Genomic DNA, 22,365 nt, shown 5'->3' with positions numbered 1-22,365 from the left:
CGTCCTCCTTACAAATTTTACGTATGGATTGTATCATATTCAACATTTCTAGGCAAGAAGATTATTTAGTGGCAGGATAGAGCTCAAAATAAGACTCTAAAGCGTCAGGAATAACATAATTTACACAGGCATTTCCTTTCAAGTATTGCTCATTTTCCGCACTGGTGGGAGCAGAGCAAGCAAAGGATACCGTAGGTTCATCATAAGGCGCATATCCCACAAGGTTTGCCGTCGTATATTCGCCTACTTCGGCCGTTCCCGTCTTAGCCGCAACCGCTTCAAAACGGGATTGGATCTTTGTACCGCAGTTTCCTTCCGCCACACAAGCCCGGAATCCTTGTTGAATTCGGGAAATGGATTCTTGATTCGTTAAAGTACTTTTTAATACGGCGCCATTACTGTCAACCACATTTTGGGAATCGCTTTCTGTAATATGGTCCATCAGATGGATCTGATACATCGAACCCCCGGTTGCGATCACAGATACATATTGAAGCAGCTGCAAAGGAGTATACATATCTAACTGTCCAATGGAATAGTTCAGAGTGAATCCAGGCAAGTTGGCATACCCCATATATCCAGATGCTTCCCCCGGCACATCGATCCCAGTCCTATTTCCCAGACCAAAACGCGAATAATAACTTCGCATCAAATCAATTGTCCCTTCTACATCGGGCATGTTCAACCCTTCGCCTTCTACATAAGCAGCGCCCCCTAAACGAATCGCAATATTGAACATATAGACGTTACTGGAAACCGACAATGCTTGAATATCGTTAACGGGTCCGTATTTTTTGTAAGATGAAAATTCTTCCCCATCAATGTTCATCACATCATCATTGATCACTTCCCCGATGGAAACAACGCCTTCGGTTTGTCCCATATAAAGCGTTGCCCCTTTGATGCAGGAGCCTGGATTGACCAAAGAAACATAATTTCCTGAGGCGAAGTAAGTTAATTCCTTGGTATCTAGATCCATCGTGTATCCCGACATCGCCAACACTTCTCCAGAATTCGGGTCCATCATGCATGTGAAAAGACTCTTAAACTCTTCACGACCTTCCGTTCCTCCATGTTCTTTCAAAACAGACGATAAGTTCGCATCGAGACTTTCCTGTAAATCGATGTCAATCGTCAGATATAGATCATAGCCTTTCTGAGCAGAACGCGTAACTTCCTTATGCGCTAATCCATTCGAATCATAGGTGACAACAGATTCTTCACTGACTCCCGCCAAGTAATCGTTGTAATAGAACTCCAGTCCCGATTCTCCAACTGGTGAATTATATTGAAAGCCTTTTTGCAGATAATAATCGACATAGTCAATCGGTAACCCTTCAGTGCTGGTGGTCACTGTGCCGATCACATCCGATAAAGTCTCCCCATACGGATATTCTCGCTTCCATCCTCCAAAATCCACATCAAAGCCTGGGAACTCCGTTTTATGTTCCACCAAATAAGCGACATCATCATCGCTGATATCTTCTAAGATCACGTTCTCTAAAGAAGAACTGTTCTTCGTCGTCATACGATTATAAATGACATAGAGTTTGATCTCATCTTCTGACATCTCTTCGATTTCATCCTCTTTGATGCGATCGTATAAGATCTGTGTCTGTTGAGAGGTGCTCATCGTACCATTTTGCAGACTTTCCCACTCCGAATCTTTAAAGAGATGACGACACTGGTATTGCGGATCATCTTCATCCAAAAAAGAAGTATATGTGATATAAGCTTGAATACGATCGCTGTTTGAAAACTCTTGGGTATCAACATCAAAAACAGAAACGATACGATTGGCATATAACAGATAATCTTCTGTTGTCATATTATTAGGAGAAGTATAGACGATATTATGACTGACTACCGTTTTAGCCAGAACTTTCCCGTTGCGATCAAAGATCTGTCCTCGCGGAGCGCTGATATATTGCGTTACGCTTGTGTAATCATTGGTCAATGTTGTATATCGATCATTTGAAAAGACTTGTATATAAATAAGGCGGATAAAGATCACAAGAAAAAAAATGGTGACTATGCTGGCAAATCCCAAGATTCGTCTTGAGATAATCCGATCGGTCGGTTTTGAATCACCCTTAGTAAAGAAACTGATCATTCGTTTTTTGATATTTCGAAAAAACTTAGCCATATGTTCCCCCTTATGGACCTTATTTAATCACACTTTCATTTTTTTGTCACTTGTTCTTCTCCCCTTCCTTTTTGTATACTAAAAAGACAGGAGATGATATTCATGAAACGCACGGAAACACGAGCAGTAACAATAAAAAATTTGACCATGGGACATAATGATCATGTTTATATTCAGTCCATGTGCAATATCAAGACTGAAAAAGTCAATGAAGTGATCGATCAGATCCTAGAATTAGAAGCGATGGGTTGTGAAATCATCCGCGTTAGCTGCATGGATCAAAACGATGCGCAAGCCATCAAAGAGATCCAAAAAGAAATTCATATTCCTCTGGTCGCTGACATTCATTTTGATTATCGGCTAGCCCTTGCCTGCATCGAAGCTGGTGCCGATAAAATTCGTTTAAATCCAGGAAATATCGGATCCAAAGAAAACGTAAGAAAAGTCGTAAATGCCTGCAAGGAAAATCATATTCCGATTCGAATCGGCATCAACAGCGGTTCTTTGGAAAAAGATATTCACGAAAAATATGGGAGACCAACCGCTGAAGGAATGATCGAAAGCGCCCAGCGCCATGTTGCCATTCTGGAAGAATTAGATTTCAAAGATACGTTCCTTTCCTTTAAATCCAGCGACCCCCTTTTATGTCTGGAGGTCTATCGCTTGGCCGCCCAAACTTTCGAATACCCTTTGCATTTAGGGGTAACCGAAGCCGGGACCACAATGACCAGCGCCATCAAAAGTTCGCTGGCCCTTGGCCCTCTTCTATTGGAAGGAATTGGAAATACGATCAGGATCAGTGTCAACGGCAGCCCGCAAAAAGAGATCCCCATCGTAAAAGAACTGTTAAAATCTTGTCGTCTGATGGATCAAGTCCCCAACTTGATTGCCTGCCCAACATGCGGTCGAACACAATGGGATATGGAACCCGTCGTCAATGAGATGGAACAGTATCTTCAAACAATCCATAAAAATATCACAGTTGCCATCATGGGATGTGCCGTCAACGGACCTGGAGAAGCCAAACATGCCGATATTGCCATCGCCGGCGGTAAAGACGAAGGACTCTTGATCAAGCAGGGCAAGATCATTGAAAAAATTCCACAACATCAAATGGTAGCGCGCTTAAAAAAGGAAATCGAGGCATTCTAAAAAAAGTGCATCAAGCACTTTTTCGCAACAAAGCGATCTCTTCTTTGTAGGGAGGTCGCTTTTCTATATAAGGTGTTTCCAAGATCTTGGTGACTTCTTGTAGGACCGGATGATGGACCATTCGGGCTAAAGCCTCAAGCCCAATACAGCCTTTTCCAATATTCGCATGGCGGTCTTTCCTGGATCCCTGCGGATTTTTTGAATCATTGATATGGATCGCCAAGATGCGATCCAAACCTAGCTGAGAATCGATCATCTGTAATAATCCTTCTGTATCTTGCAGATCATATCCGGCATCATGCATATGGCAAGTATCTAAACAAAATCCAATTCGATCAGGTCGATGAATTCGCTCCAAGATCATTTTGAGCTGGCTAAACTCAAATCCAATCTCGGTGCCTTTCCCTGCCATGGTTTCCAAGGCGATACGAACCGATGAAGAATCATTATCCAATACTTGATTCAAACCTTTGACAATCTGATCGATTCCTGTCTGCAAGCCCGCCTTTAAATGGCATCCCGGATGCAAGACCAAAGTCGAAGCATGCAGCCGTGCCGTGCGCTGTACTTCACTTTGAAGAAAACGAACTCCAAAATCAAAAAGATCAGGTTGAACCGTATTCGCCAAATTGATCAAATAAGGTGCATGAACAATGATGCGCTGCAAGTCAAAACCTACTTGCTTCATCAAATCGAAAGCTTGTTCAATTTGAAACCGTTCGACAGGGACCCGCTTGGTATTCGAAGGCGCTCCGGTATAGATCATGCATGCATTAGCACCATAACTTAAAGATTCCTGTATGCTCCCTAAAAGATAGTGGGGAGCTTTAAAAGAGACATGACTGCCCAGGTAGATCATTGAGCATTCCTCTTTTGCCGTTGTCTTTCTTTCGCTCTTTCTTTTTTCTGCCGCTGAATGTCTTTTTGAATGATCTCTCTTTTTCGTTTCCGTTTCAGCTTCTCGATTTCTTCACGCTGTTTCTTTTTATAATTTGGTTTGACTTTCTTAGCCTTTTTCGAAACGATCTTTTCGATTTCTTTGGCCAGCGGATCTTTAGAACGCTTGCGCTTGGCCCCAAAAGGTTTCAGATCGATCCAATTCCCCTGCCGGACATCACGATGCAAAAAAGAGATGCCCTGATTCATCAAAGACTGGATTGCTTTTTGATCCTTTTCTTGATACAAGGCAATACACAAGCCATCTCGCTGCGCACGTCCTGTACGGCCGGCACGATGGATGTAAAACTTCAGGTCCTTAGGAAACCCGCAAGAGATCACATGCGTTACACCTTCCAAATCAATTCCACGGCTTGCGATATCGCTGGCTACGATATACGGGACACTTTGCGATTGGATCTTCTTGATTGCCTGTGTACGCTGGCGAGACTCCAAATCTCCATGCAGTTCGACAAGCGGATAACCGGCTTGACGCAGCTGTGTCGCAATGGAAGCTGCTTCTTCATTGGTGTTGGCAAAGATCAAGCAGACATACGGATTGATTGCCGGCAAGACCTTCTCTAGTTTTTCTGCATACGACAAATGTTTACAAGGCACAAGTACATGTTCGATATTGCTTTGAAAAGCTTCACTGTCTTCGATTGAAATGATCAAAGGATCAAACAAATATTTTTTCAAGAACGGCTGTAAAGCTTCCGGGATCGTAGCCGAAAAGACCATCATTTGAATCTTACGATCCATCTTTGACAATATTTGATCAATATCTTCCAAAAAACCAAATTCCAATGTCATATCCGCTTCATCCACGATAAAGATCTTAGCGGTATCTAAACGAAGTGTATTTTGATCGATGAAGAGATCTTTCATCCGCCCCGGGGTTCCAATCACGATCTGCGGCTGTTTTCCCGACATCTTTCGTTCCGTACCGCCCGTATATCTCTTGACCGAGATTCCGAAATGTTCCCCTAAAGTTCGGCAACGTTCATAGAGCTGATAAGCCAATTCTCGAGTCGGTGTGCTGATGACCGCTTGAACTTGTTCCAGACTGGGATCGATCATTTCAAAAATAGCCATAAAGAAAGCATGGCTCTTTCCGGAACCCGTGCTGGAAATACCAATCAAATCGCGCGTCTTGTTCTTGCGGGATACGACTTTTTCCTGTATTGGCGTCAATGTTTTAAAATGTTCAAATTCCATGATTTGTTGAATGATACTCTTTTGCGTCATCTTCATCACCTCTCTAAAGCCAGTCAATAATATCATAATTCAGTTTCCAAAACAAATAGACATCGATATAATAGGGGCATGGAAAGAAAAATCACACGTGTACAGCCACAAGGATACTGCGGCGGAGTCTTGCAGGCGATTGCCTTGGCAAAAAAATGCCGTCAGGAAAACCCCGATACACCCATCACGATCTTGGGAAATTTGGTCCATAACACCTATGTCAAAAAAGCGCTGGCTCATTATCATTTGACGACGATCGAAGATTCTTCCCGTTCCCGTTTGCAGCTGCTCGATGATATCAAGGATGGGATTGTGATCTTTACTGCGCATGGGGTCAGTCCTCAAGTTTATGATAAAGCCAGAGAAAAAGGATTGCAGATCGTCGATGCGACATGTCCTTTTGTGTCCCAGACCCAGAAAATCGTACAGGATCATCTCACACAAAATGCCTGGGTCTTTTATGTGGGCAAAAAAGGACATCCCGAAGCCGAAGCCATTTATTCCAGCAGTGATCATGTGATCTTGATTGAATCCACACAAGATATTCCTTCTCATATCGAAGGAGAGATCTTCGTGACCAATCAAACCACCATGTCGATCCTGGAATTGCAGTCGATCTTTCAAACCATCAAAGATCAATATCCTCATGCCCTGATCCACGATGAGATCTGCAACGCCACCCGCGTACGGCAGCAGGCGATCCTTGATTTAAAAGATCAAAATGTGGATGGATTAATTGTTGTGGGTGATCCTTCCAGCAACAACACACAAAAATTGGCTGCCATTGGAAAAGAAGCAAAGATCCCATATGTTGTCTGTGTGGCAGATGCGACAGAAATTGATTTGGATCAGATCCGTACATGTCATCATATCGCAATCACCAGCGGAGCCAGCACACCCACCTATCTGACAGATCAAATTTGTCGTCTGGTTTCTTCCGATGCGGCTAAACCAGAGCCTGTCGACATCGATTGCATCTTGTAAAAAAAGACTGGCGTTCCAGTCTTTCTAAAAATCATTCAAATTTTTTTCGATGTCTTTGATTTTTTCAAGGGCATCTTTTTTTTGCGGATCTGGTAAACGATCCAAGATCTTTTTCCATTTGTCTTTTTCATGATGCAAGTAATCAAGATAATCCGAATCTTTGATCACATGCGTACCCAAAGATCTCTCATGGAGAGTAAGATCTTGTTTTGAGACCCCGTCAAAGAGAACATTGAGCACCGGATAGAAATGGCCATCTTTCACGATTTTTTCTTGTTGGATCACAAATCCATGTTGGCTCAAATACTCACGTAAAGCTTTTGCGTCTTTATGCGGAGAAAGAATCAAACGGGTCCCCGGATGAACATTGTGAATTCCCCTGATCAAGATCTCTTTGATCAAAAGACCTCCCATGCCCGCAATCACGATCACATCGACATCAAAAGGAAGGGCATCCAATCCATTCATCAAAAGACATTGGACCTTGTCCGAACAGCCAAAGCTTTCAATATTGACTCTAGCCCTTTCTAAGGGGCCTTCAGAGACATCACAGGCATACGCCTTTTGCACGCGGTTTTCCAAGAGGCTCTGGATCACAACATAAGCATGATCGCATCCAATATCCGCTAACACTTTCCCTTTCACAAAAGAAACGATGGTTTCCAATCTCTTTGAAGCGTTCACTATGATTTCACAAAGTCCTTTAAACGTTTAGAGCGATTTGGATGTTTTAATTTGCGTAAAGCTTTAGCCTCGATCTGACGAATTCTCTCTCTGGTAACGTTAAATTCTTTGCCGACTTCTTCCAAAGTCCGGGTACGACCATCCATCAAGCCAAACCGTAGACGAAGAACTTTTTCTTCACGCTCCGTCAATCCCTGCAGCACGTTATTGATTTCATCTTTTAAAAGCTGATTGTTGGTGTAATCATCCGGCGAAAGCGTTTCTTTATCTTCAATAAAGTCACCCAAATGCGAATCATCTTCTTCTCCGATCGGTGTCTCCAGGCTGACCGGATCGAGTGCAATCTTCTGGATCTCCCGAACCTTATCAGCCGATACATTTTCCATTTTTTCCGCAATTTCCTCCGGCAGCGGATCCCGTCCGAGATCTTGGACCAACTGACGCTGGATTCGTGTCAGCTTATTGATTGTTTCGACCATGTGAACAGGGATACGGATCGTCCGCGCCTGGTCGGCAATTGCACGAGTAATCGACTGACGGATCCACCAAGTCGCATAGGTTGAAAATTTAAATCCCTTGGTGTAATCAAATTTTTCCACAGCCTTGATCAAACCGCAGTTTCCTTCCTGGATCAGATCCAAAAACAACATGCCGCGGCCTACATATTTTTTGGCAATGGAAACAACTAGACGAAGGTTGCTCGAAATCAGCTGCTGTTTCGCCTCTTCATCTCCTTCCTGGATCCGTTTGGCAATAATGGGCTCTTCTTTGGGATCCAAAAGAGGAATTTGACCAATTTCCTTTAAATACATTTTCACAGGATCATTGATCTTTGCGTGCGATGAATTCGCAAAAGATTGTTCCAAATGACTGATTTCATCTTCAATTGAGCTTTCTTCATCACTGGTCTCATCGATATCCGAATCCAATTCTTCATCATCCGAAGATTCTAAATCAAAATCTTCATCGATATCTTCATCTTGAAATGCGATGTCATTATCATCGCACCATGAGAAGAGTTCATCCACCTGATCATCGTCTAATCCCAGGTCCGTGATAGAATCTAAAAACTGGTTTTGCGAGATATCCAGCCCTGAATCTTTTTGTGACAAAAGATAATTCTGGGCTTCTTCCAATGTTTTGAATTTTTTTAATGTGCTTTTCGTTTGTGAATCTGTCATACTATCCATCCTTTCGACGAAGATTGTTTTTTTGAATAATTAATTCTCTTTTCTTCAAAGCCAAATCAATTTTCGCTTGCCCTTCCGGGGTCTCTAAGATCTGACGATTGATCTGATCGATCTGATCTTGCAAAGTGCATTCTTTGATCTTATCCATGCTGTCGGTAAAATAACGCTCATCAAATTGTTTCATTCGATAAGGATCCTGCCGCATCGAAAGCAAGAAGTTGCGCAGATCTTCCTCATCGATCATAGCAATCAACTCATCAAAATCGAATCGATTCTTCTTACGGTACAGATCATAACAATAATACGATAATCGATTACAGAGATCTTCCTTAAAAAAACCGATCTCTTCTTTAAAGCGCATGGCTGCATCCTTGCTCAACAAGATCATATTCAAACAAGCTCTTTCTGCCTGAAAACGTCCCTGTTTAGGCTGTTCGACATAGATTGCCGCCGTCTGCATTCGTTTTGTTGGACCGGCTTTCGGAGCATCTTGTTTGATATCTAGATCAAAACCCGTCATTGTACGGATCTTGGTATAATACGTATTTCTTTCAAATTCATTGCATGTTTTCTGTATGCAATTCTGCATCTCTGATGCGAATCGTTTTTTATCTTCATAATTGTCCAGATCATAATGCTTTGAAAGAAAATCCAGATAAAACTCAGCCAAAGACTGGGTCTTACGAATCAGATCCAATAAGCCTTGCTGGCCGCTGGCCATAAAGATCTCATCCGGATCCTGATTGGAAAATGCTTTTACGATCTGAATATCTAAGTTATGTTCCAGTGCGAGTTTAGAAAACTTATATGTGGCTTCCTGTCCGGCGCGATCCCCGTCATAACAAACGATGACCGGCACTCGCAGAGCCTTAATCAACAAAAGTTGAGCTTTGGTACACGCTGTCCCTAAACAGGCGATACTTTCATGGATGTCGGCTTTTTCAAATGCGAGCACATCCATGGCTCCTTCAACTAAAATGACGCGGTTATTTTTACGCGCAAAATTTTTAGCTCGGTGATAATTAAAGATCAAATTCCCTTTTTCATAGATCTTGGTCGAAGAGGTATTGATATATTTCGGACTCGACTCCTCTTCCAAAAGCCGGCGTGCCGTAAATCCGACCGGATGGCCTTGATCATCGTGAATCGGGATCATCAAACGATCATGAAAAGAAGCTGTGATTCCATGCATTCCCTCTTGGATCAGCCCAGTATCTTTTAAATACTCTTCGGAATATCGTTTGGCACGAAAGAAATTAAGGGATCGCTCCTGAGCTGGTGCATATCCGATTTGAAATCGATTGCGAATATCTTCATTGATCTGTCTTTTTTGAAGATATTCCTGACATACGAGACCCTCTTCGCTTTGGAGTTCATAAGCACAAAAACGAATATAGGATTCCATCAAATCAAAATAGGGCTGCTCTTCCGGGACCTTTTTTTCCACTTGCAGATCCACACGAAGAGGATACCCGATCATTTCCGCCACTTTAACGACGGCTTCCGGGAAAGAAATGTTCTCGATTTTCTGAACAAACCCAAAAACATCTCCACCGGCACCGCAAACAAAACATTTAAAGATCTGCTTGTCGGTAGAAATCGACAAAGAAGGGTCATGATCATCATGGAAAGGACAGACCGCTACATAATTTTTTCCTTTTTTATTCAAAGAAAGATAATGACTGATCACATCCACGATATCCGCTTGTTGACGGATCGCCCGCATATCTTCTTCACGGATCCAACTCAAATTACCACCTACTAAAACTGAATCTTTTCTTCAATATATTGTTTCAGATCCGAAATCGCAATGCGTTCCTGCTGCATTGAATCTCGATCACGAACCGTTACACAACCATCTTTTTCGGTATCAAAATCAATCGTAACACAATAAGGTGTTCCAATCGCATCCTGACGACGATAACGCTTTCCGATGTTTTGGTTTTCATCATAAGTACATGCGAAAGATTTAGAAAGATCTCCAAATACTTCCATCGCCTGGTCAGAAAGCTTTTTCGATAACGGCAATACGGCCACTTTATAGGGTGCCAAAGCCGGATGCAGTTTTAAGACCACACGAGAATCTCTTTCCAATTCTTCCACGGTGTAAGCTTCACACATCAAGGCAAGCAATAAACGTTCCACACCCACACTTGGTTCAATCACATAAGGAATATATTTTTCATTCGTCTCCGGATCAAAATATTCCAAAGACTGTTTACTCGTTGTCTGGTGTGCCTTTAAGTCAAAATCCGTACGGTCTGCGATTCCCCAAAGTTCACCCCAGCCAATCGGATCGGCAAAATTATATTCAATGTCACTCGTTCCATTGGAATAATGCGCTAATTCTTCTTTCGCATGCTCACGCAAGCGAATATTCTCTTCTTTCAACCCCAGGTCTTTCAAGAATTGAACACAAGCTTTGCAGTAGAATTCGAACCATTCCAGATCCGTTCCCGGTTTACAGAAAAACTCCAATTCCATCTGCTCAAATTCACGGGTACGGAAAATAAAGTTACCCGGTGTGATCTCATTGCGGAAACTCTTTCCAACCTGACCGATCCCAAAAGGAAGTTTTTTACGCATTGTTCTTTGGACATTCTTGAAATTGACAAAGATCCCCTGCGCTGTTTCCGGGCGCAGATAGATCGTGCTTTTCGCATCTTCTAATACTCCCTGGAAAGTCTTGAACATCAAGTTGAATTGACGAATCTGTGTAAAGTTTTTAGCTCCACATTTTGGGCACGTGATCTCATGCTCCGCAATGAAATTTTCCATCTCTTCATTGGTCCATCCATTCGGGCTCACTTCATGATTGGTCGCATCTTCGATCAGCTGATCTGCACGAAAGCGCGACTTACATTCTTTACAATCCATCAACGGATCGCTGAAGCCTCCCACATGTCCGCTGGCAACCCATACATTGGGATTCATTAAAATAGCACTCTGGATACCCACATTATTTGGATCTTCCTGAATAAAACGTTTCCACCATGCATTTTTGATATTCTGTTTTAACTCTACCCCTAACGGCCCAAAATCCCATGTATTGGCAAGGCCTCCATAGATTTCCGACCCTTGATAAACAAAGCCGGAAGTCTTCATATGATTGACAACTTCATTAAAATCGTGAGTATTCATTTCTTATTCTCCTTCTTGTTCTTACTGTCAAAAAAATACAGAAATAGACGATACTTATTATACAACAAAAAAAAGACAAAAAAAAGAAGTCGGTTGACTTCTATTTCGCACGTCCGGAATATTTGCCATCATTGGTATTCACGATGATCATTTCATCCTGATTGATGAACAAAGGCACCTTTACTTCCAGCCCCGTTTCTAAGACAGCATTCTTGCTGGCGCTGGTTGCGGTGTCGCCTTTTACCGCTGCTTCGCATTCCACAACTTTCAAGGTCGCTTTATCCGGAAGAATGACCCCTAAGATCTCTCCTTCATAGGAGGAAATCGAAACATTATCGTTGGCTTTTAAGAATTTCTTTTCCCATTCCAACCGATCCGAAGGGATCTCTACTTGTTCGAATGTTTCGTTATCCATGAATACAAGCGAATCATCCGTATCGTATAGATACTGCATTTCTCGTTTTTCAATATTGGCAGGTTCGACTTTTTCTCCTCCGCCCCAGGAAAGTTCCACGTTGCTTCCGGTACGAAGATTGCGCACCTTGGCCTTAACGACCATTGCACTGCGTGCTGTTTTGTTTTGTGAAATATCTAAAACCGTATAAATATCCCCATCGACACAGATTGTCTGTCCTGGTTTTAAATCATTTGAGCTGATCATAATTGTTCTCCTTTATTTTTCCTTAATCATTCTATGATAAATATCGTCAATGTCAAGACACTCAATCCAAGCTTCAGCTTACAAAAGAGTGAAAGCTCCGCCCATCGTCAAGATCAATGTAAACAACAACGTGATCCCCAGGTGTTTCCCCTCTTTCAAACACAGAAGCCAAAATACAGCTTGCAGAAAACAAAAACAAACTGTCAAAAGATGAAACGGCGGATTCTGGAAAAAGGCGATGGTATACATGATCCCTAAAATGCATAACAGCGAACACGGAAGAGAAAGAAAGAAATCACCAGCCACATTTTTCTCAAGGGCAAACCAAGCTAAGATTGCCCCTGGAAATGTCAATAAAGAAATTTCCATCCAGCGGATCCAATATGGTGTGTAAAAAGTTCCGGCCAAAGGCCATTCGGCTAAAAAGACACAAGTTTGCGAAACGAGAAAGAAGACCAAAACTTTTGCACCGGCCATCCACCATTGTTTCTGGTTCACAATGATCAGCATCGCAAACAAGATCCACCATTCATGCGAAACCGAAATGTCCGAAAAACTCGTATTGGCAAGAAAAGGGATCTGAGCCAGAATTCCGGTCAAAACACCTGTCACTACCGCCATGATGAGAACCGTTTTCCAGGACATCGATAGATTTAAAGTTTTTAATTGAATTTTATTCCACATAGTCTATCCTGTTTGACTCCATTATGATAAAAAGCACTCGAATGAGTGCTTTCTATCAAGTATCGAAAGGAATCGATATGAATAAATACTCCTCACACACAATAAGGAAGGATGTAAGTATGTGAGTTGTTGAAACTGAGCCTGGTTTCAACTTTATCCGCTTTCAATATACACCCGAAATCTTCGAATGTAAACCCTTTCATTTGTAAATCTTTCAAAAATGTAAAATTTTCAAGATTAACGCAGTTTTCGATCAATCGCTGCCGCCGCTTTTTTACCGGCGCCCATCGCATTGATCACGGTGGCTGCCCCCGTTACGGCATCTCCTCCGGCATAGATGTTTTCGCGGGATGTCAATCCTTCTTCATCACAGATGAAGCATCCTTTACGGTTCACTTCCAAACCGTCAGTCGTATGACGGATCAATGGATTCGGGCTTGTTCCGATGGCCATGATCATGCAGTCGATATCGATCAGGAAATTCGATCCTTCAATAGGAACCGGACGACGTCTTCCGCTGGCATCAGGTTCTCCTAATTCCATCCGGATACATTCGATCTGCGTACACCATCCATCTTCATTTCCAATCACTTTGACAGGATTACACAATAAATCAAAAATAATTCCTTCTTCTTGAGCATGTTCCACTTCTTCTTTTCGTGCCGGCAATTCTTCCATGCTTCGACGATAGACAATGTGGACTTCCGCCCCCAGTCGTTTGGCGCATCGTGCCGCATCCATGGCAACATTGCCGCCTCCGACAACAACACATTTTTTAGGATGTTGAACCGGCGTATCACTACCCTCTTTGTATGCCTTCATCAGATTGATTCGCGTTAAGAATTCGTTGGCAGAATAGACCCCTTTACAGTTTTCACCCGGTAAACCCATAAAGTTGGGTAAACCGGCTCCCGAACCGATAAAGACAGCTTCATAGCCTTGTTCCATGATGGAATCAATCGAATCGCTGCGTCCCACGACAAAATTCGTGATGATCTCTACACCCATTTCTTTTAAATGTCCGATTTCTTTTTGAACGATCTCTTTAGGCAAACGGAATTCCGGGATTCCATACATCAAGACCCCGCCAGCTACATGAAGAGCTTCAAAGATCGTTACCTGGTATCCTAATTTTGCTAAATCACTAGCGCATGTCAAGCCCGCCGGGCCTGCTCCAACAATCGCCACTTTATGTCCGTTGGATTCTGGCTTTTCAAATGGAGCATCGTTATTTTCACGGTGATAATCTGCCACAAAGCGTTCAAGACGACCGATCGCAACCGGTTCGGCTTTGATGCCGCGAACACATTCTTTTTCACACTGGCTCTCCTGCGGACAAACACGGCCGCAAATCGCCGGCAATGTGCTTGTCAAAGAGATAATCTGATAAGCTTCTTCGAAATCGCCGGTTTTTACTTTTTCAATAAAATCCGGAATCCGCACATTGACAGGGCATCCGCTGACACAAGGCTGATGTTTACAATGCAGACACCGATTGGCTTCTTCAATGGCCATTTCTTTAGTATAGCCGAGTGCGACTTCATCGAAATTCGTGATCCGTACCTGAGGATCTTGAACCGGCATCGGCATTTTATTGGGACTCATGTTCGGCATCTTATTGCACCTCCTTGCTCAGAAGATTGCATGTCTCTTCTCGTTTATGTGTTTCAAAATCGCGATATGCCATATTTCTGGACATTGCTTCATCAAAATCGACTAAATGGCCATCAAAATCAGGTCCATCTACACAAGCAAACTTGATCTCATCACCGACCTTCAATCGGCATCCGCCACACATACCAGTTCCATCAATCATGATCGGATTCATAGATACCGTTGTAGGAATCTCGTATTTTTTCGTGGTCAAGGAAACAAACTTCATCATGATAATAGGTCCAATAGCGATCACTTCATCAAATTTTTCACCATTTTGGATCAGATCTTCCAATTTATTGGTCACCAGTCCTTTTTCACCAACAGAACCATCATCGCTCATCAAATAATACGCATCGCTGACATCGGTAAATTCTTTTTCCAAGATCACCAGATCTTTATTTCTAAAACCTACGATCGTCGTAACATCGGCTCCGGCATCATGGAACGCTTTTGCTGTTGGATAAGCAATCGCACAGCCCACGCCGCCCCCGATCACACAGACTTTCTTGTTGCCGTCGATCACACTTGGTTTTCCCAGAGGTCCCACAAAATCGTGAAGAGAATCTCCTTCCTTCATTTCATTCAACAACATCGTCGTCTGTCCAACCACTTGGAAAATGATCGTGACCGTTCCTTTTGCTGGATCGCTATCAGCGATCGTCAAAGGGATTCTTTCGCCTTGTTCACGCACACGTAAAATAATAAATTGTCCGGCTTTTGCCCGTTTTGCGACAAACGGGGCTTGAATGACCATACGAGTCACCGTCGGATTCAAACTCTCTTTTTTCTCAATTTTATACATCGTATTCCTCACCCGCGCTAAATTATATCATAATCAATTTTTGTTTTCACGTTTAGTTACTGAAAATGTTTTCATTGTTCGAAGACCGGATCAAAGAAGCGCATCTTTCGGTTATCATCCAGTCCTGTGTTGTAATCTTTATTGCCAATATAAGATAAAAAATCTTCTTCCCTTTCCGGCTGATCCAAAGCATCCAGGAACAAGCCAATCACATGGAAGGCCTTGTCCATCGCTCTTTCATATAGGTCAAAGAAACTTTCAGTGCTGCGAATCGAATCATCGCAAGGATGGATCCATTCCCGATGCAGCAGATTCATCGTATCAAATGGATCTTCCGGCGTATTAGGAACAAAGAATCCAGAGATCATGCTCTCGAGTCCTATCAATCTTTCGATTCGAAAACTGGTTTCAAACTTTTTGCCCGATGCATCGTAGAAAAGCTTTTCCATAAAAGTCCAATCTTCCAGACTTTCTTTGATCTGGTAGGGGCGGATTTGCGCACCGTATACATCTCTTGCGATCGGGACATAGATCCGGGCAATCGCTCGCACCTGCTCCAAAGAAGCCATCGTAATCGTATAAGCTTGATAATCTTGGATCGTCTGCTCCCGTTTCACTTTTAAGATAATCGCATCGATCAGCGATTCAAACCGATGGTGCCACCAGCTGTTGATTGCCTGTCCATGACCAGTCCGATAATAGACATAAGGATGGGCCGTAGAATCTAAGCACCAGTGCAGCAAATGACCAAGGACATAAGCTTTCATATCCGCCTGGATCGTTTGATCTTTTTCTTTGCGAATACATTGCAGTGCCTTCTGGTAAAACTCTTTTGATTTAGTCGCATGGACCGTATTCCCCAAACGTCCTAATTCGCTTTTTTGAAAAAGACGAGAGGGTGATAATCCATGGAAAAACAAGAAATCTGGTCCATTGGATCCAATTTCAACCAATTGTCTGCGAGGTTCCAGCCATTCCTTCAGTGAAGGAGAAGCTTCTTGTAGAAATTCGTCCGCAAAAAGTGTGTGAGTAATGATATTAGGCATCGTTATTCCTCCTTGAGTTTCTTTAACAAGCCATGATAAACAATATATTCCGCATAGGTGTCCATTCGACAATAATTTCGGATATCTTGAGAAATCTTTTTTTGTTCTTGCGGATCTACCGAGTCAAAGGTCCGATAAGCCATAACAGCGTTGATCCCGTTATGGATCGCCAATTGTTGATAAGAGACCTCATCGGTAAAAAGCGGCAAGATATTTTTTAGTGAATAATGCCCCCGCATGCGGTTCTCATAATAGACACCGGTTTCAAAGGGCTTGGAAAGATCAACCATCCGATCACAAATAGAAACAAGCTCTTCCTTATATTGAGGAAATTGTTCAGCCAGCTGCATCAGCCGCAGTTTTTCGGCCCCTTCCATATTATAGACCAAGATCGATCCGGACTTGGGCAGATCTTGGATCAATGACTGAATAAAAGCTTCCCGGCAATCTTGCACGCCAAAGAAGTCACGATGATCCAAAGGCTGATCCCGATCTTCGATATGCAGACTATATTGAAAACACAAAACATCAAAAGGTTTCATTCCCGGATAAGGCGGGATTCCAAAGGTATCCCATTCAAAATCAAGATAACTGATTGGATACTGGATCTGCCGGACCCACGTCTGCAAGGCACACCGATCCATGAACGAACCATATCGGCTTGCCATCACTTGTGCATACTGAAGCCGCGAGCCTTCGATCATGGAAAGATCCATATCCGAAATATGCTGGATCCCCTGTTGAAAAGCTTCTAGTTTGTGCTGGGATGTCGTCAAGAATAACGAAGAATCTTCCGGCAGTATACTGTCATCAAAACAATCTTCATAAAAGGAGCAACGTCTTCCCGCCGTACAGTTTTTATTGCGCTCCATCGGAATCGCTTCCTGATCAAAAAGCAGATCCGCATTTTGGATCATCTCATCCAGATCCAATTCCATCGCATCCAATACTTCCTGGATGGGTTTAGAAGGATGATTGCGTCGGTTAAAGAAGCAATCGCTTCGAAAAAACAACGAATCCAGATCCAATGTCTCTTGACGAACATACTCCTTTTGAATAAGCAGCACCTCGTGAGAAACAATATCGATACCGCAATGTTTCGCAATCAATTGATTCAATTTAAAACGCAGAGCTTCACTCTCACGCACCGTACAGTTTAAGTACGGATAGATGGCATGATAGCCATTCTCCTTTTTGATCAAGATCGGAATCTGTGTTCGACACTCCTGATAAGAAAATCGGGCATATAAATAGACAGGGGCTCCTTCCATTCTCTGGAGGGTCATCTCATTGGTATCGCCTACTTCCCCATGTAAAGCATCTTCTACCTTCAGATATCGCTTCCAAAGATTGGAATAGGGTTCGATCATATGAAAGTAATGAAGCGGATTTTGTATTTTATGATAGTAGTTCCAAGCCAGCTTGGGACATCGTTGTATATGTAAAAGATCCGAGACATGTGTCATCATTTTATCATTCACCAAATTCTTTCCATTGATTGATCTTCTCTTTGAATTCCTGGGAAAAAGTTTGCGGCTCCAAGATCTTGACCAAACCGTCAAACGAAAAGATCTGCCGATACAACTCATATCGGTCCACACACAAAAAACTATACTTTTGATCTTCGACCTTCGTCAAATCATGCCCCCAGGCGCCATATTCTTCAAAGCGCGGCTGCACCGACGGATCCACCCATACGAGCACTTTTTGAACATCTGAGCGAATCAAACCAAAACGCGAAATGATCTGATGGAGCTGATAAGATGTATCCCAAAGAAACGAAGTGGAAGTGATCTGCAGATCAAAAAGACGCTGCGAACTAAAACGGTAGATCCGATAATCCTTTCGGCTATGAGAAAAACCGACCAAATAATACGCATTGCGATAATGGACGATATCATAAGGATCCACAAGGATCGTTTGTGGTTTAAGATCCTTAGAACCTTGATACTGGATCTGGATACAAAGATGAAGCTGGATCGCTTCTCGTACTTGTTCGATCCATTGTTCAACTTGTTGGTCAAAAGCACTGAAAGGACTCTCGATATAAGCGATCCCTTGATTGTCTGGTTCACGAACCTCATCCAAGATCTTATCCATCGCCCGATGAAAATCTTCATAATGAGTGAACTCTTTATGTTGATGGATAAAAGCAGAAGCTTCTTTTAAAGCTGTCGATTCTGCACGCGTCAGCTTAGGAACCGGAAACAAAGCACTCTTCTCCAACAGATAGCCGCCATAAGGGCCTTTTTTATGTTCAATCGTAAATCCAGCCGTTTCTAATTCCTTGCGAAATTCACGAATATTACGAGGATTGGTCTCTAAAAGGGCCGCTAATTTTTCCGTGGAAATCGGCTCATGTGTCGCCCGTGCTTTTAGGATCATCAACATACGGATCGTTAATGCGGTTCGATTCAAATCCATTCCTCCTAACATGTTTCATTGTACCTTAAAACAGTTCGAAAAAAAACGTTTAGGCACGCCTAAACGTCTTGCACTTGATTTTCTTTTTTGCGATTTCGCTTCCAGACGTCTTCCCGGATCAGCTGATAGATGCAGGAACAAACAGGGATAAACACGATCATTCCAATAATCCCAGCCAACGATCCGCCCAAAGTAACTGCCACGATGACATACATCGGCGGCAACCCTACGCTTCGTCCTACGACATTGGGATAAATGAAGTTCCCTTCTATTTGCTGGATGCAGACAAACATAATAATGAAGTAGATTGCGCTCATCGGATTTTCCACCGAGATAAATAAGGCCGCCAAGATAGCACTGACCAAAGCCCCAAACATGGGTACAAAGGCACCAATCGCAACGATCAGACCGGTTAGAACGGCATATGGGATCTTAAAGATCGTACATCCAAGAAAGACCAAGGTCCCTAAGATCAAACACTCGCAGCTGGTTCCGGCAATATAGCTGGTAAAAGTTTTCTTGATGATATGACAGACATGCATCGTCCTCTTATACTGCGGTGTAGGCAGATATGCCTTCAACAAAGCCTTGAGCTGACGAACAAAAGTTTTCTTATTGAACAATAAGATAAAAGAAAACATGATGGCGATACACGATGTAGCCACAACCGAGATCGTCGTCGTTAAAGCCGAATAGATCGAATCAAATAAACTGTTGGCCCCTCCCGAAAAGATCCAGCTCAGCACATCCGGCAACATCGAAGATAAACGGGAAAGATCCGTAAAGGAGGACCGCATATTTTCCAAAGGATCATGAATGGATGGGAATGCTTTCGTCAATTCCAAAAGCCATTGATAAAACTGGTCGATTGCTCTTGGCGCCTGTTCCACGATACTTTGTACTGACAACAACAGCTGCGGACTCAACAAAAAGATGAATCCGAAGATGATGGAAAAGATAAACAAGATCGCCAGGATATTCGCAATGGCGCGTGTTCCCGTCGACTCTTTAAAATGAAACCACTTCCCGCCATATTTCATAATGGCATTCGATACGATATTAAAAATAAAAGCTAGGCCCGCTCCAAAGATAAAAGGATTGCAGATTGCCAGAACCTTGCCGAAAAAAGCCAAGATCACATCAAAATTAAAAATAATCAAAACAAGGACAGCCGTAAACAAGATCAGATGCTTGATCATTGCTTCCCAGTCGCGTGTGTTTTTATTCATTCATTCACCTACTTGTTTTTATTTTACGTCAAATCCAAACTGAACTCAAGAAAACGATTTCAGGATCCGATAAATGGAAAACAAAAATGCTTCGCAAGACCAAAGGAGAGATTTTTTGTTTCAATCCATTTGAAATATTGATAGAATATCTCTAATGGAGGAAGCAACATATGAAAATTGTAGACGAATATTTTGGATGTGATGTATTTGGTCCTGCCGCCATGCAGCGATATCTGCCGCATGCGATCTATAAACAGATGATAGCCGTCATGGAGCACGGCAAAGAACTGCCCAAGGAAATTGCCGACACAGTCGCAAACGCCATGAAGGATTGGGCCATGGATAAAGGGGCTACCCACTATACCCATTGGTTTCAGCCGATGACCGGCATCACTGCTGAAAAACACGATGCCTTCATCAACCCTACTGGTCCCAATGCCGTGATCAGTGATTTTAGAGGAAAAGAACTGATCAAAGGGGAGCCCGATGCTTCGAGTTTTCCCAGCGGCGGTCTAAGAGCTACTTTTGAAGCCCGCGGTTATACCGCTTGGGATCCGACAAGTTTTGCGTTTGTCAAAGAAAAGACACTTTATATCCCCACTCTGTTCTGTAGCTATGATGGCTCTGCCTTAGATAAAAAGACCCCATTATTGCGCAGTATCGATGCATTGGATAAAGCCGCTGTTCGTCTTTTAAATATCATGGGTTATGATGTCAAAAAGATCACGATCACAGTCGGTCCGGAACAAGAATATTTTTTGATCGATGAAAAAATGTTCAAAGACCGTATTGACCTTTTGGCAACCGGCCGCACCTTGTTTGGAGCTCCACCGGTCAAAGGACAAGAATTGGATGATCATTATTTCGGAAACATCGATGAACGTGTTAAATCGTATATGGAAGAAGTTGATGAAGAACTGTGGAAACTTGGTGTTTATGCCAAAACAGAGCATAAAGAAGTTGCTCCTTGTCAGTTTGAATTGGCCCCTGTTTTCTCCAGTGCCAATATCGCCAATGACCAAAACCAGATTACGATGGATGTCCTGAAACGCGTCGCAGCCCATCATGGATTTGTTTGTCTGCTTCATGAAAAACCTTTCGAAGGAATCAACGGATCCGGTAAACATAACAACTGGTCTTTCACGACCGACAAGGGAGAAAACTTGCTGGAACCTGGCGATAACCCCAAAGATAATATCCGTTTCTTGACGATTCTGGCCGCCATCATCAAGGGCGTGGATGAATACCAAGATCTGCTGCGAATCTCCGTCGCATCCGCTGGAAATGACCATCGTCTTGGTGCCAATGAAGCGCCTCCGGCCATCATTTCCATCTATCTTGGCGAAGAATTGACTGCGATCTTAGAAGCAATCGAAGAAGAAAAAGAATACATCGACAGCGCCAACAAAAAATTGGAACTGGGTGTCAGTGCCTTGCCGACGATTGCCAAAGACTCGACCGACCGAAATCGAACGAGCCCATTTGCATTTACAGGAAATAAATTTGAATTCCGTATGTTGGGATCCGCTTTGAACATCTCTTGTCCGAATACGATCTTGAATACGATCGTGGCCGAAGAGTTGACCCAGTTTGCGGATGAATTAGAAAACTATGCAACCGAAGATCTGACCCATCAGATCATCGCTTTGATTCGTCGTACACTGAAAGATCACAAACGTATCATTTTCTCTGGCAACGGATATAGCGAAGAATGGCGCATGGAAGCTCAAAAACGCGGCTTGATGGAACTTAAGACAACTGCCGATGCCCTCCCGCATTATACGGATCCAAAGAATTTGGCTCTGTTTGAAAAACATAAAGTCTATTCGGCCAGTGAATTACACGCCCGGGAAAACATCCTTTTGGAAAATTATTATCAGGTCATCGTGATCGAAGCCAGAACCATGGCCTATATGTTAAGAAAACAGATCCTGCCGGCTGTCTTTGAATACGAAGCCAAGTTGGCAACGATCATTCAAACCAAGAAAACAAGCGGAATCGATTCTCCACTGGAAGAACAGATCTTATTTAACATCAATGATCCGTTAGAACTGGTTTCTAAACATTTAGAAAATCTAGAAGATCTCTTGGAAAGCAATCCCGAAAATGAAAAAGAGAAAGCGGTCTTTGCGGCCGATAAAATCTTACCTTTGATGGAAGCCATCCGCACTTTGACAGATACGATCGAAAAGAATATTCCAAAAGATTTCTGGCCTTTACCAGACTATAACGATATGCTCTTTCGCTCAACCCAATAAAAAAATTTGACCCGATATTCTCGGGTCTTTTCTTTTATAGTTTTAAGATCATGGAAGAAACAGGATCCATGGAGATCGAATGATCGATTGAAACAGAAGAATCAGTTAACAGATCGTTAGCCGT

General features: G+C 42.8%; 18 protein-coding genes. 3 read left to right on the top strand and 15 right to left on the bottom strand.

What is annotated here, in order from left to right:
- Window positions 1-61: 61 nt before the first annotated feature.
- Complete coding sequence (locus Q0J48_RS02745; RefSeq protein ID WP_296241421.1) at window positions 62-2,146, bottom strand: penicillin-binding protein 2; 2,085 nt, start codon at window positions 2,144-2,146, stop codon at window positions 62-64.
- Window positions 2,147-2,248: 102 nt separating this feature from the next.
- Here Q0J48_RS02745 and ispG point away from each other — a divergent pair, with 102 nt between their 5' ends.
- Window positions 2,249-3,298 carry a flavodoxin-dependent (E)-4-hydroxy-3-methylbut-2-enyl-diphosphate synthase gene (gene ispG / locus Q0J48_RS02740; protein WP_296241420.1) on the top strand — a complete coding sequence of 350 codons (1,050 nt, stop codon included), beginning with the start codon at window positions 2,249-2,251 and terminating at the stop codon, window positions 3,296-3,298.
- Window positions 3,299-3,308: 10 nt separating this feature from the next.
- Here the strand turns inward: ispG and Q0J48_RS02735 are convergent, their stop codons facing one another.
- On the bottom strand, window positions 3,309-4,154 hold the full coding sequence (locus tag Q0J48_RS02735; protein WP_296241439.1) for a deoxyribonuclease IV: 846 nt from the start codon (window positions 4,152-4,154) through the stop codon (window positions 3,309-3,311).
- Window positions 4,154-5,482, bottom strand: coding sequence for a DEAD/DEAH box helicase (locus Q0J48_RS02730; RefSeq protein ID WP_296241418.1), 1,329 nt, complete (start codon window positions 5,480-5,482; stop codon window positions 4,154-4,156). Before Q0J48_RS02730 ends, Q0J48_RS02735 begins: the two co-directional genes overlap by 1 nt.
- Before the next feature lie 78 nt (window positions 5,483-5,560).
- Between Q0J48_RS02730 and ispH the strand changes: the two genes are divergently transcribed.
- Window positions 5,561-6,466 carry a 4-hydroxy-3-methylbut-2-enyl diphosphate reductase gene (gene ispH, locus Q0J48_RS02725; protein ID WP_296241417.1) on the top strand — a complete coding sequence of 302 codons (906 nt, stop codon included), beginning with the start codon at window positions 5,561-5,563 and terminating at the stop codon, window positions 6,464-6,466.
- 24 nt (window positions 6,467-6,490) lie between these two features.
- On the opposite strand, the gene Q0J48_RS02720 is transcribed toward ispH, so the two are convergent.
- The 12 genes from Q0J48_RS02720 to Q0J48_RS02665 all read right to left on the bottom strand — a co-directional run bounded on the left by Q0J48_RS02720 (window position 6,491) and on the right by Q0J48_RS02665 (window position 19,983).
- Window positions 6,491-7,132 carry a class I SAM-dependent methyltransferase gene (locus Q0J48_RS02720; RefSeq protein ID WP_296241415.1) on the bottom strand — a complete coding sequence of 214 codons (642 nt, stop codon included), beginning with the start codon at window positions 7,130-7,132 and terminating at the stop codon, window positions 6,491-6,493.
- Window positions 7,133-7,149: 17 nt separating this feature from the next.
- Window positions 7,150-8,331 carry an RNA polymerase sigma factor RpoD gene (gene rpoD / locus Q0J48_RS02715; RefSeq protein ID WP_296241413.1) on the bottom strand — a complete coding sequence of 394 codons (1,182 nt, stop codon included), beginning with the start codon at window positions 8,329-8,331 and terminating at the stop codon, window positions 7,150-7,152.
- 1 nt (window position 8,332) lies between these two features.
- Entirely contained in the window at window positions 8,333-10,090 is a 1,758-nt protein-coding gene (gene dnaG / locus Q0J48_RS02710) for a DNA primase (protein WP_296241411.1), read from the bottom strand.
- 11 nt (window positions 10,091-10,101) lie between these two features.
- Complete coding sequence (locus tag Q0J48_RS02705; protein WP_296241410.1) at window positions 10,102-11,481, bottom strand: glycine--tRNA ligase; 1,380 nt, start codon at window positions 11,479-11,481, stop codon at window positions 10,102-10,104.
- Window positions 11,482-11,581: 100 nt separating this feature from the next.
- Window positions 11,582-12,142 carry an elongation factor P gene (efp, locus tag Q0J48_RS02700; protein WP_296241407.1) on the bottom strand — a complete coding sequence of 187 codons (561 nt, stop codon included), beginning with the start codon at window positions 12,140-12,142 and terminating at the stop codon, window positions 11,582-11,584.
- A 78-nt stretch (window positions 12,143-12,220) separates the two neighbouring features.
- On the bottom strand, window positions 12,221-12,826 hold the full coding sequence (locus Q0J48_RS02695) for a hypothetical protein (RefSeq protein WP_296241405.1): 606 nt from the start codon (window positions 12,824-12,826) through the stop codon (window positions 12,221-12,223).
- 237 nt (window positions 12,827-13,063) lie between these two features.
- Window positions 13,064-14,440: an NADPH-dependent glutamate synthase gene (gene gltA, locus Q0J48_RS02690; protein WP_296241404.1), complete on the bottom strand. Its 1,377-nt coding sequence runs from the start codon at window positions 14,438-14,440 to the stop codon at window positions 13,064-13,066.
- A 1-nt stretch (window position 14,441) separates the two neighbouring features.
- The gene (locus tag Q0J48_RS02685; RefSeq protein ID WP_296241402.1) at window positions 14,442-15,284 is read right to left on the bottom strand and encodes a sulfide/dihydroorotate dehydrogenase-like FAD/NAD-binding protein; all 843 of its coding nucleotides are present in this window, start codon (window positions 15,282-15,284) and stop codon (window positions 14,442-14,444) included.
- A 71-nt stretch (window positions 15,285-15,355) separates the two neighbouring features.
- On the bottom strand, window positions 15,356-16,330 hold the full coding sequence (locus tag Q0J48_RS02680; RefSeq protein WP_296241401.1) for a hypothetical protein: 975 nt from the start codon (window positions 16,328-16,330) through the stop codon (window positions 15,356-15,358).
- A 2-nt stretch (window positions 16,331-16,332) separates the two neighbouring features.
- A complete protein-coding gene (locus Q0J48_RS02675; RefSeq protein WP_296241400.1) occupies window positions 16,333-17,799 on the bottom strand; it encodes a DUF2779 domain-containing protein in 1,467 nt (488 codons plus the stop codon).
- 4 nt (window positions 17,800-17,803) lie between these two features.
- On the bottom strand, window positions 17,804-18,748 hold the full coding sequence (locus Q0J48_RS02670; protein ID WP_296241396.1) for a YafY family protein: 945 nt from the start codon (window positions 18,746-18,748) through the stop codon (window positions 17,804-17,806).
- A gap of 65 nt (window positions 18,749-18,813) precedes the next feature.
- Window positions 18,814-19,983: an AI-2E family transporter gene (locus tag Q0J48_RS02665; RefSeq protein ID WP_296241393.1), complete on the bottom strand. Its 1,170-nt coding sequence runs from the start codon at window positions 19,981-19,983 to the stop codon at window positions 18,814-18,816.
- Window positions 19,984-20,153: 170 nt separating this feature from the next.
- Here Q0J48_RS02665 and Q0J48_RS02660 point away from each other — a divergent pair, with 170 nt between their 5' ends.
- Window positions 20,154-22,241, top strand: a complete 2,088-nt coding sequence (locus Q0J48_RS02660) for a glutamine synthetase III (RefSeq protein WP_296241390.1) — start codon at window positions 20,154-20,156, stop codon at window positions 22,239-22,241.
- Window positions 22,242-22,365: the final 124 nt, after the last annotated feature.

The organism is uncultured Faecalicoccus sp. (assembly GCF_944325745.1).
Taxonomy (GTDB): Bacteria; Bacillota_I; Bacilli_A; order Erysipelotrichales; family Erysipelotrichaceae; genus Faecalicoccus.
Note: the sequence above shows the minus strand (reverse complement) of the source record. Positions and strands in the feature narration are given on the sequence as shown.

Coding starts and splice junctions, on each gene's coding strand:
- Q0J48_RS02745 (WP_296241421.1), bottom strand. CDS start 2,146: ATGGCTAAGTTTTTTCGAAATATCAAAAAACGAATGATCAGTTTCTTT.
- ispG (WP_296241420.1), top strand. CDS start 2,249: ATGAAACGCACGGAAACACGAGCAGTAACAATAAAAAATTTGACCATG.
- Q0J48_RS02730 (WP_296241418.1), bottom strand. CDS start 5,482: ATGACGCAAAAGAGTATCATTCAACAAATCATGGAATTTGAACATTTT.
- ispH (WP_296241417.1), top strand. CDS start 5,561: ATGGAAAGAAAAATCACACGTGTACAGCCACAAGGATACTGCGGCGGA.
- rpoD (WP_296241413.1), bottom strand. CDS start 8,331: ATGACAGATTCACAAACGAAAAGCACATTAAAAAAATTCAAAACATTG.
- Q0J48_RS02705 (WP_296241410.1), bottom strand. CDS start 11,481: ATGAATACTCACGATTTTAATGAAGTTGTCAATCATATGAAGACTTCC.
- efp (WP_296241407.1), bottom strand. CDS start 12,142: ATGATCAGCTCAAATGATTTAAAACCAGGACAGACAATCTGTGTCGAT.
- Q0J48_RS02695 (WP_296241405.1), bottom strand. CDS start 12,826: ATGTGGAATAAAATTCAATTAAAAACTTTAAATCTATCGATGTCCTGG.
- gltA (WP_296241404.1), bottom strand. CDS start 14,440: ATGCCGAACATGAGTCCCAATAAAATGCCGATGCCGGTTCAAGATCCT.
- Q0J48_RS02685 (WP_296241402.1), bottom strand. CDS start 15,284: ATGTATAAAATTGAGAAAAAAGAGAGTTTGAATCCGACGGTGACTCGT.
- Q0J48_RS02680 (WP_296241401.1), bottom strand. CDS start 16,330: ATGCCTAATATCATTACTCACACACTTTTTGCGGACGAATTTCTACAA.
- Q0J48_RS02675 (WP_296241400.1), bottom strand. CDS start 17,799: ATGATGACACATGTCTCGGATCTTTTACATATACAACGATGTCCCAAG.
- Q0J48_RS02665 (WP_296241393.1), bottom strand. CDS start 19,983: ATGAATAAAAACACACGCGACTGGGAAGCAATGATCAAGCATCTGATC.
- Q0J48_RS02660 (WP_296241390.1), top strand. CDS start 20,154: ATGAAAATTGTAGACGAATATTTTGGATGTGATGTATTTGGTCCTGCC.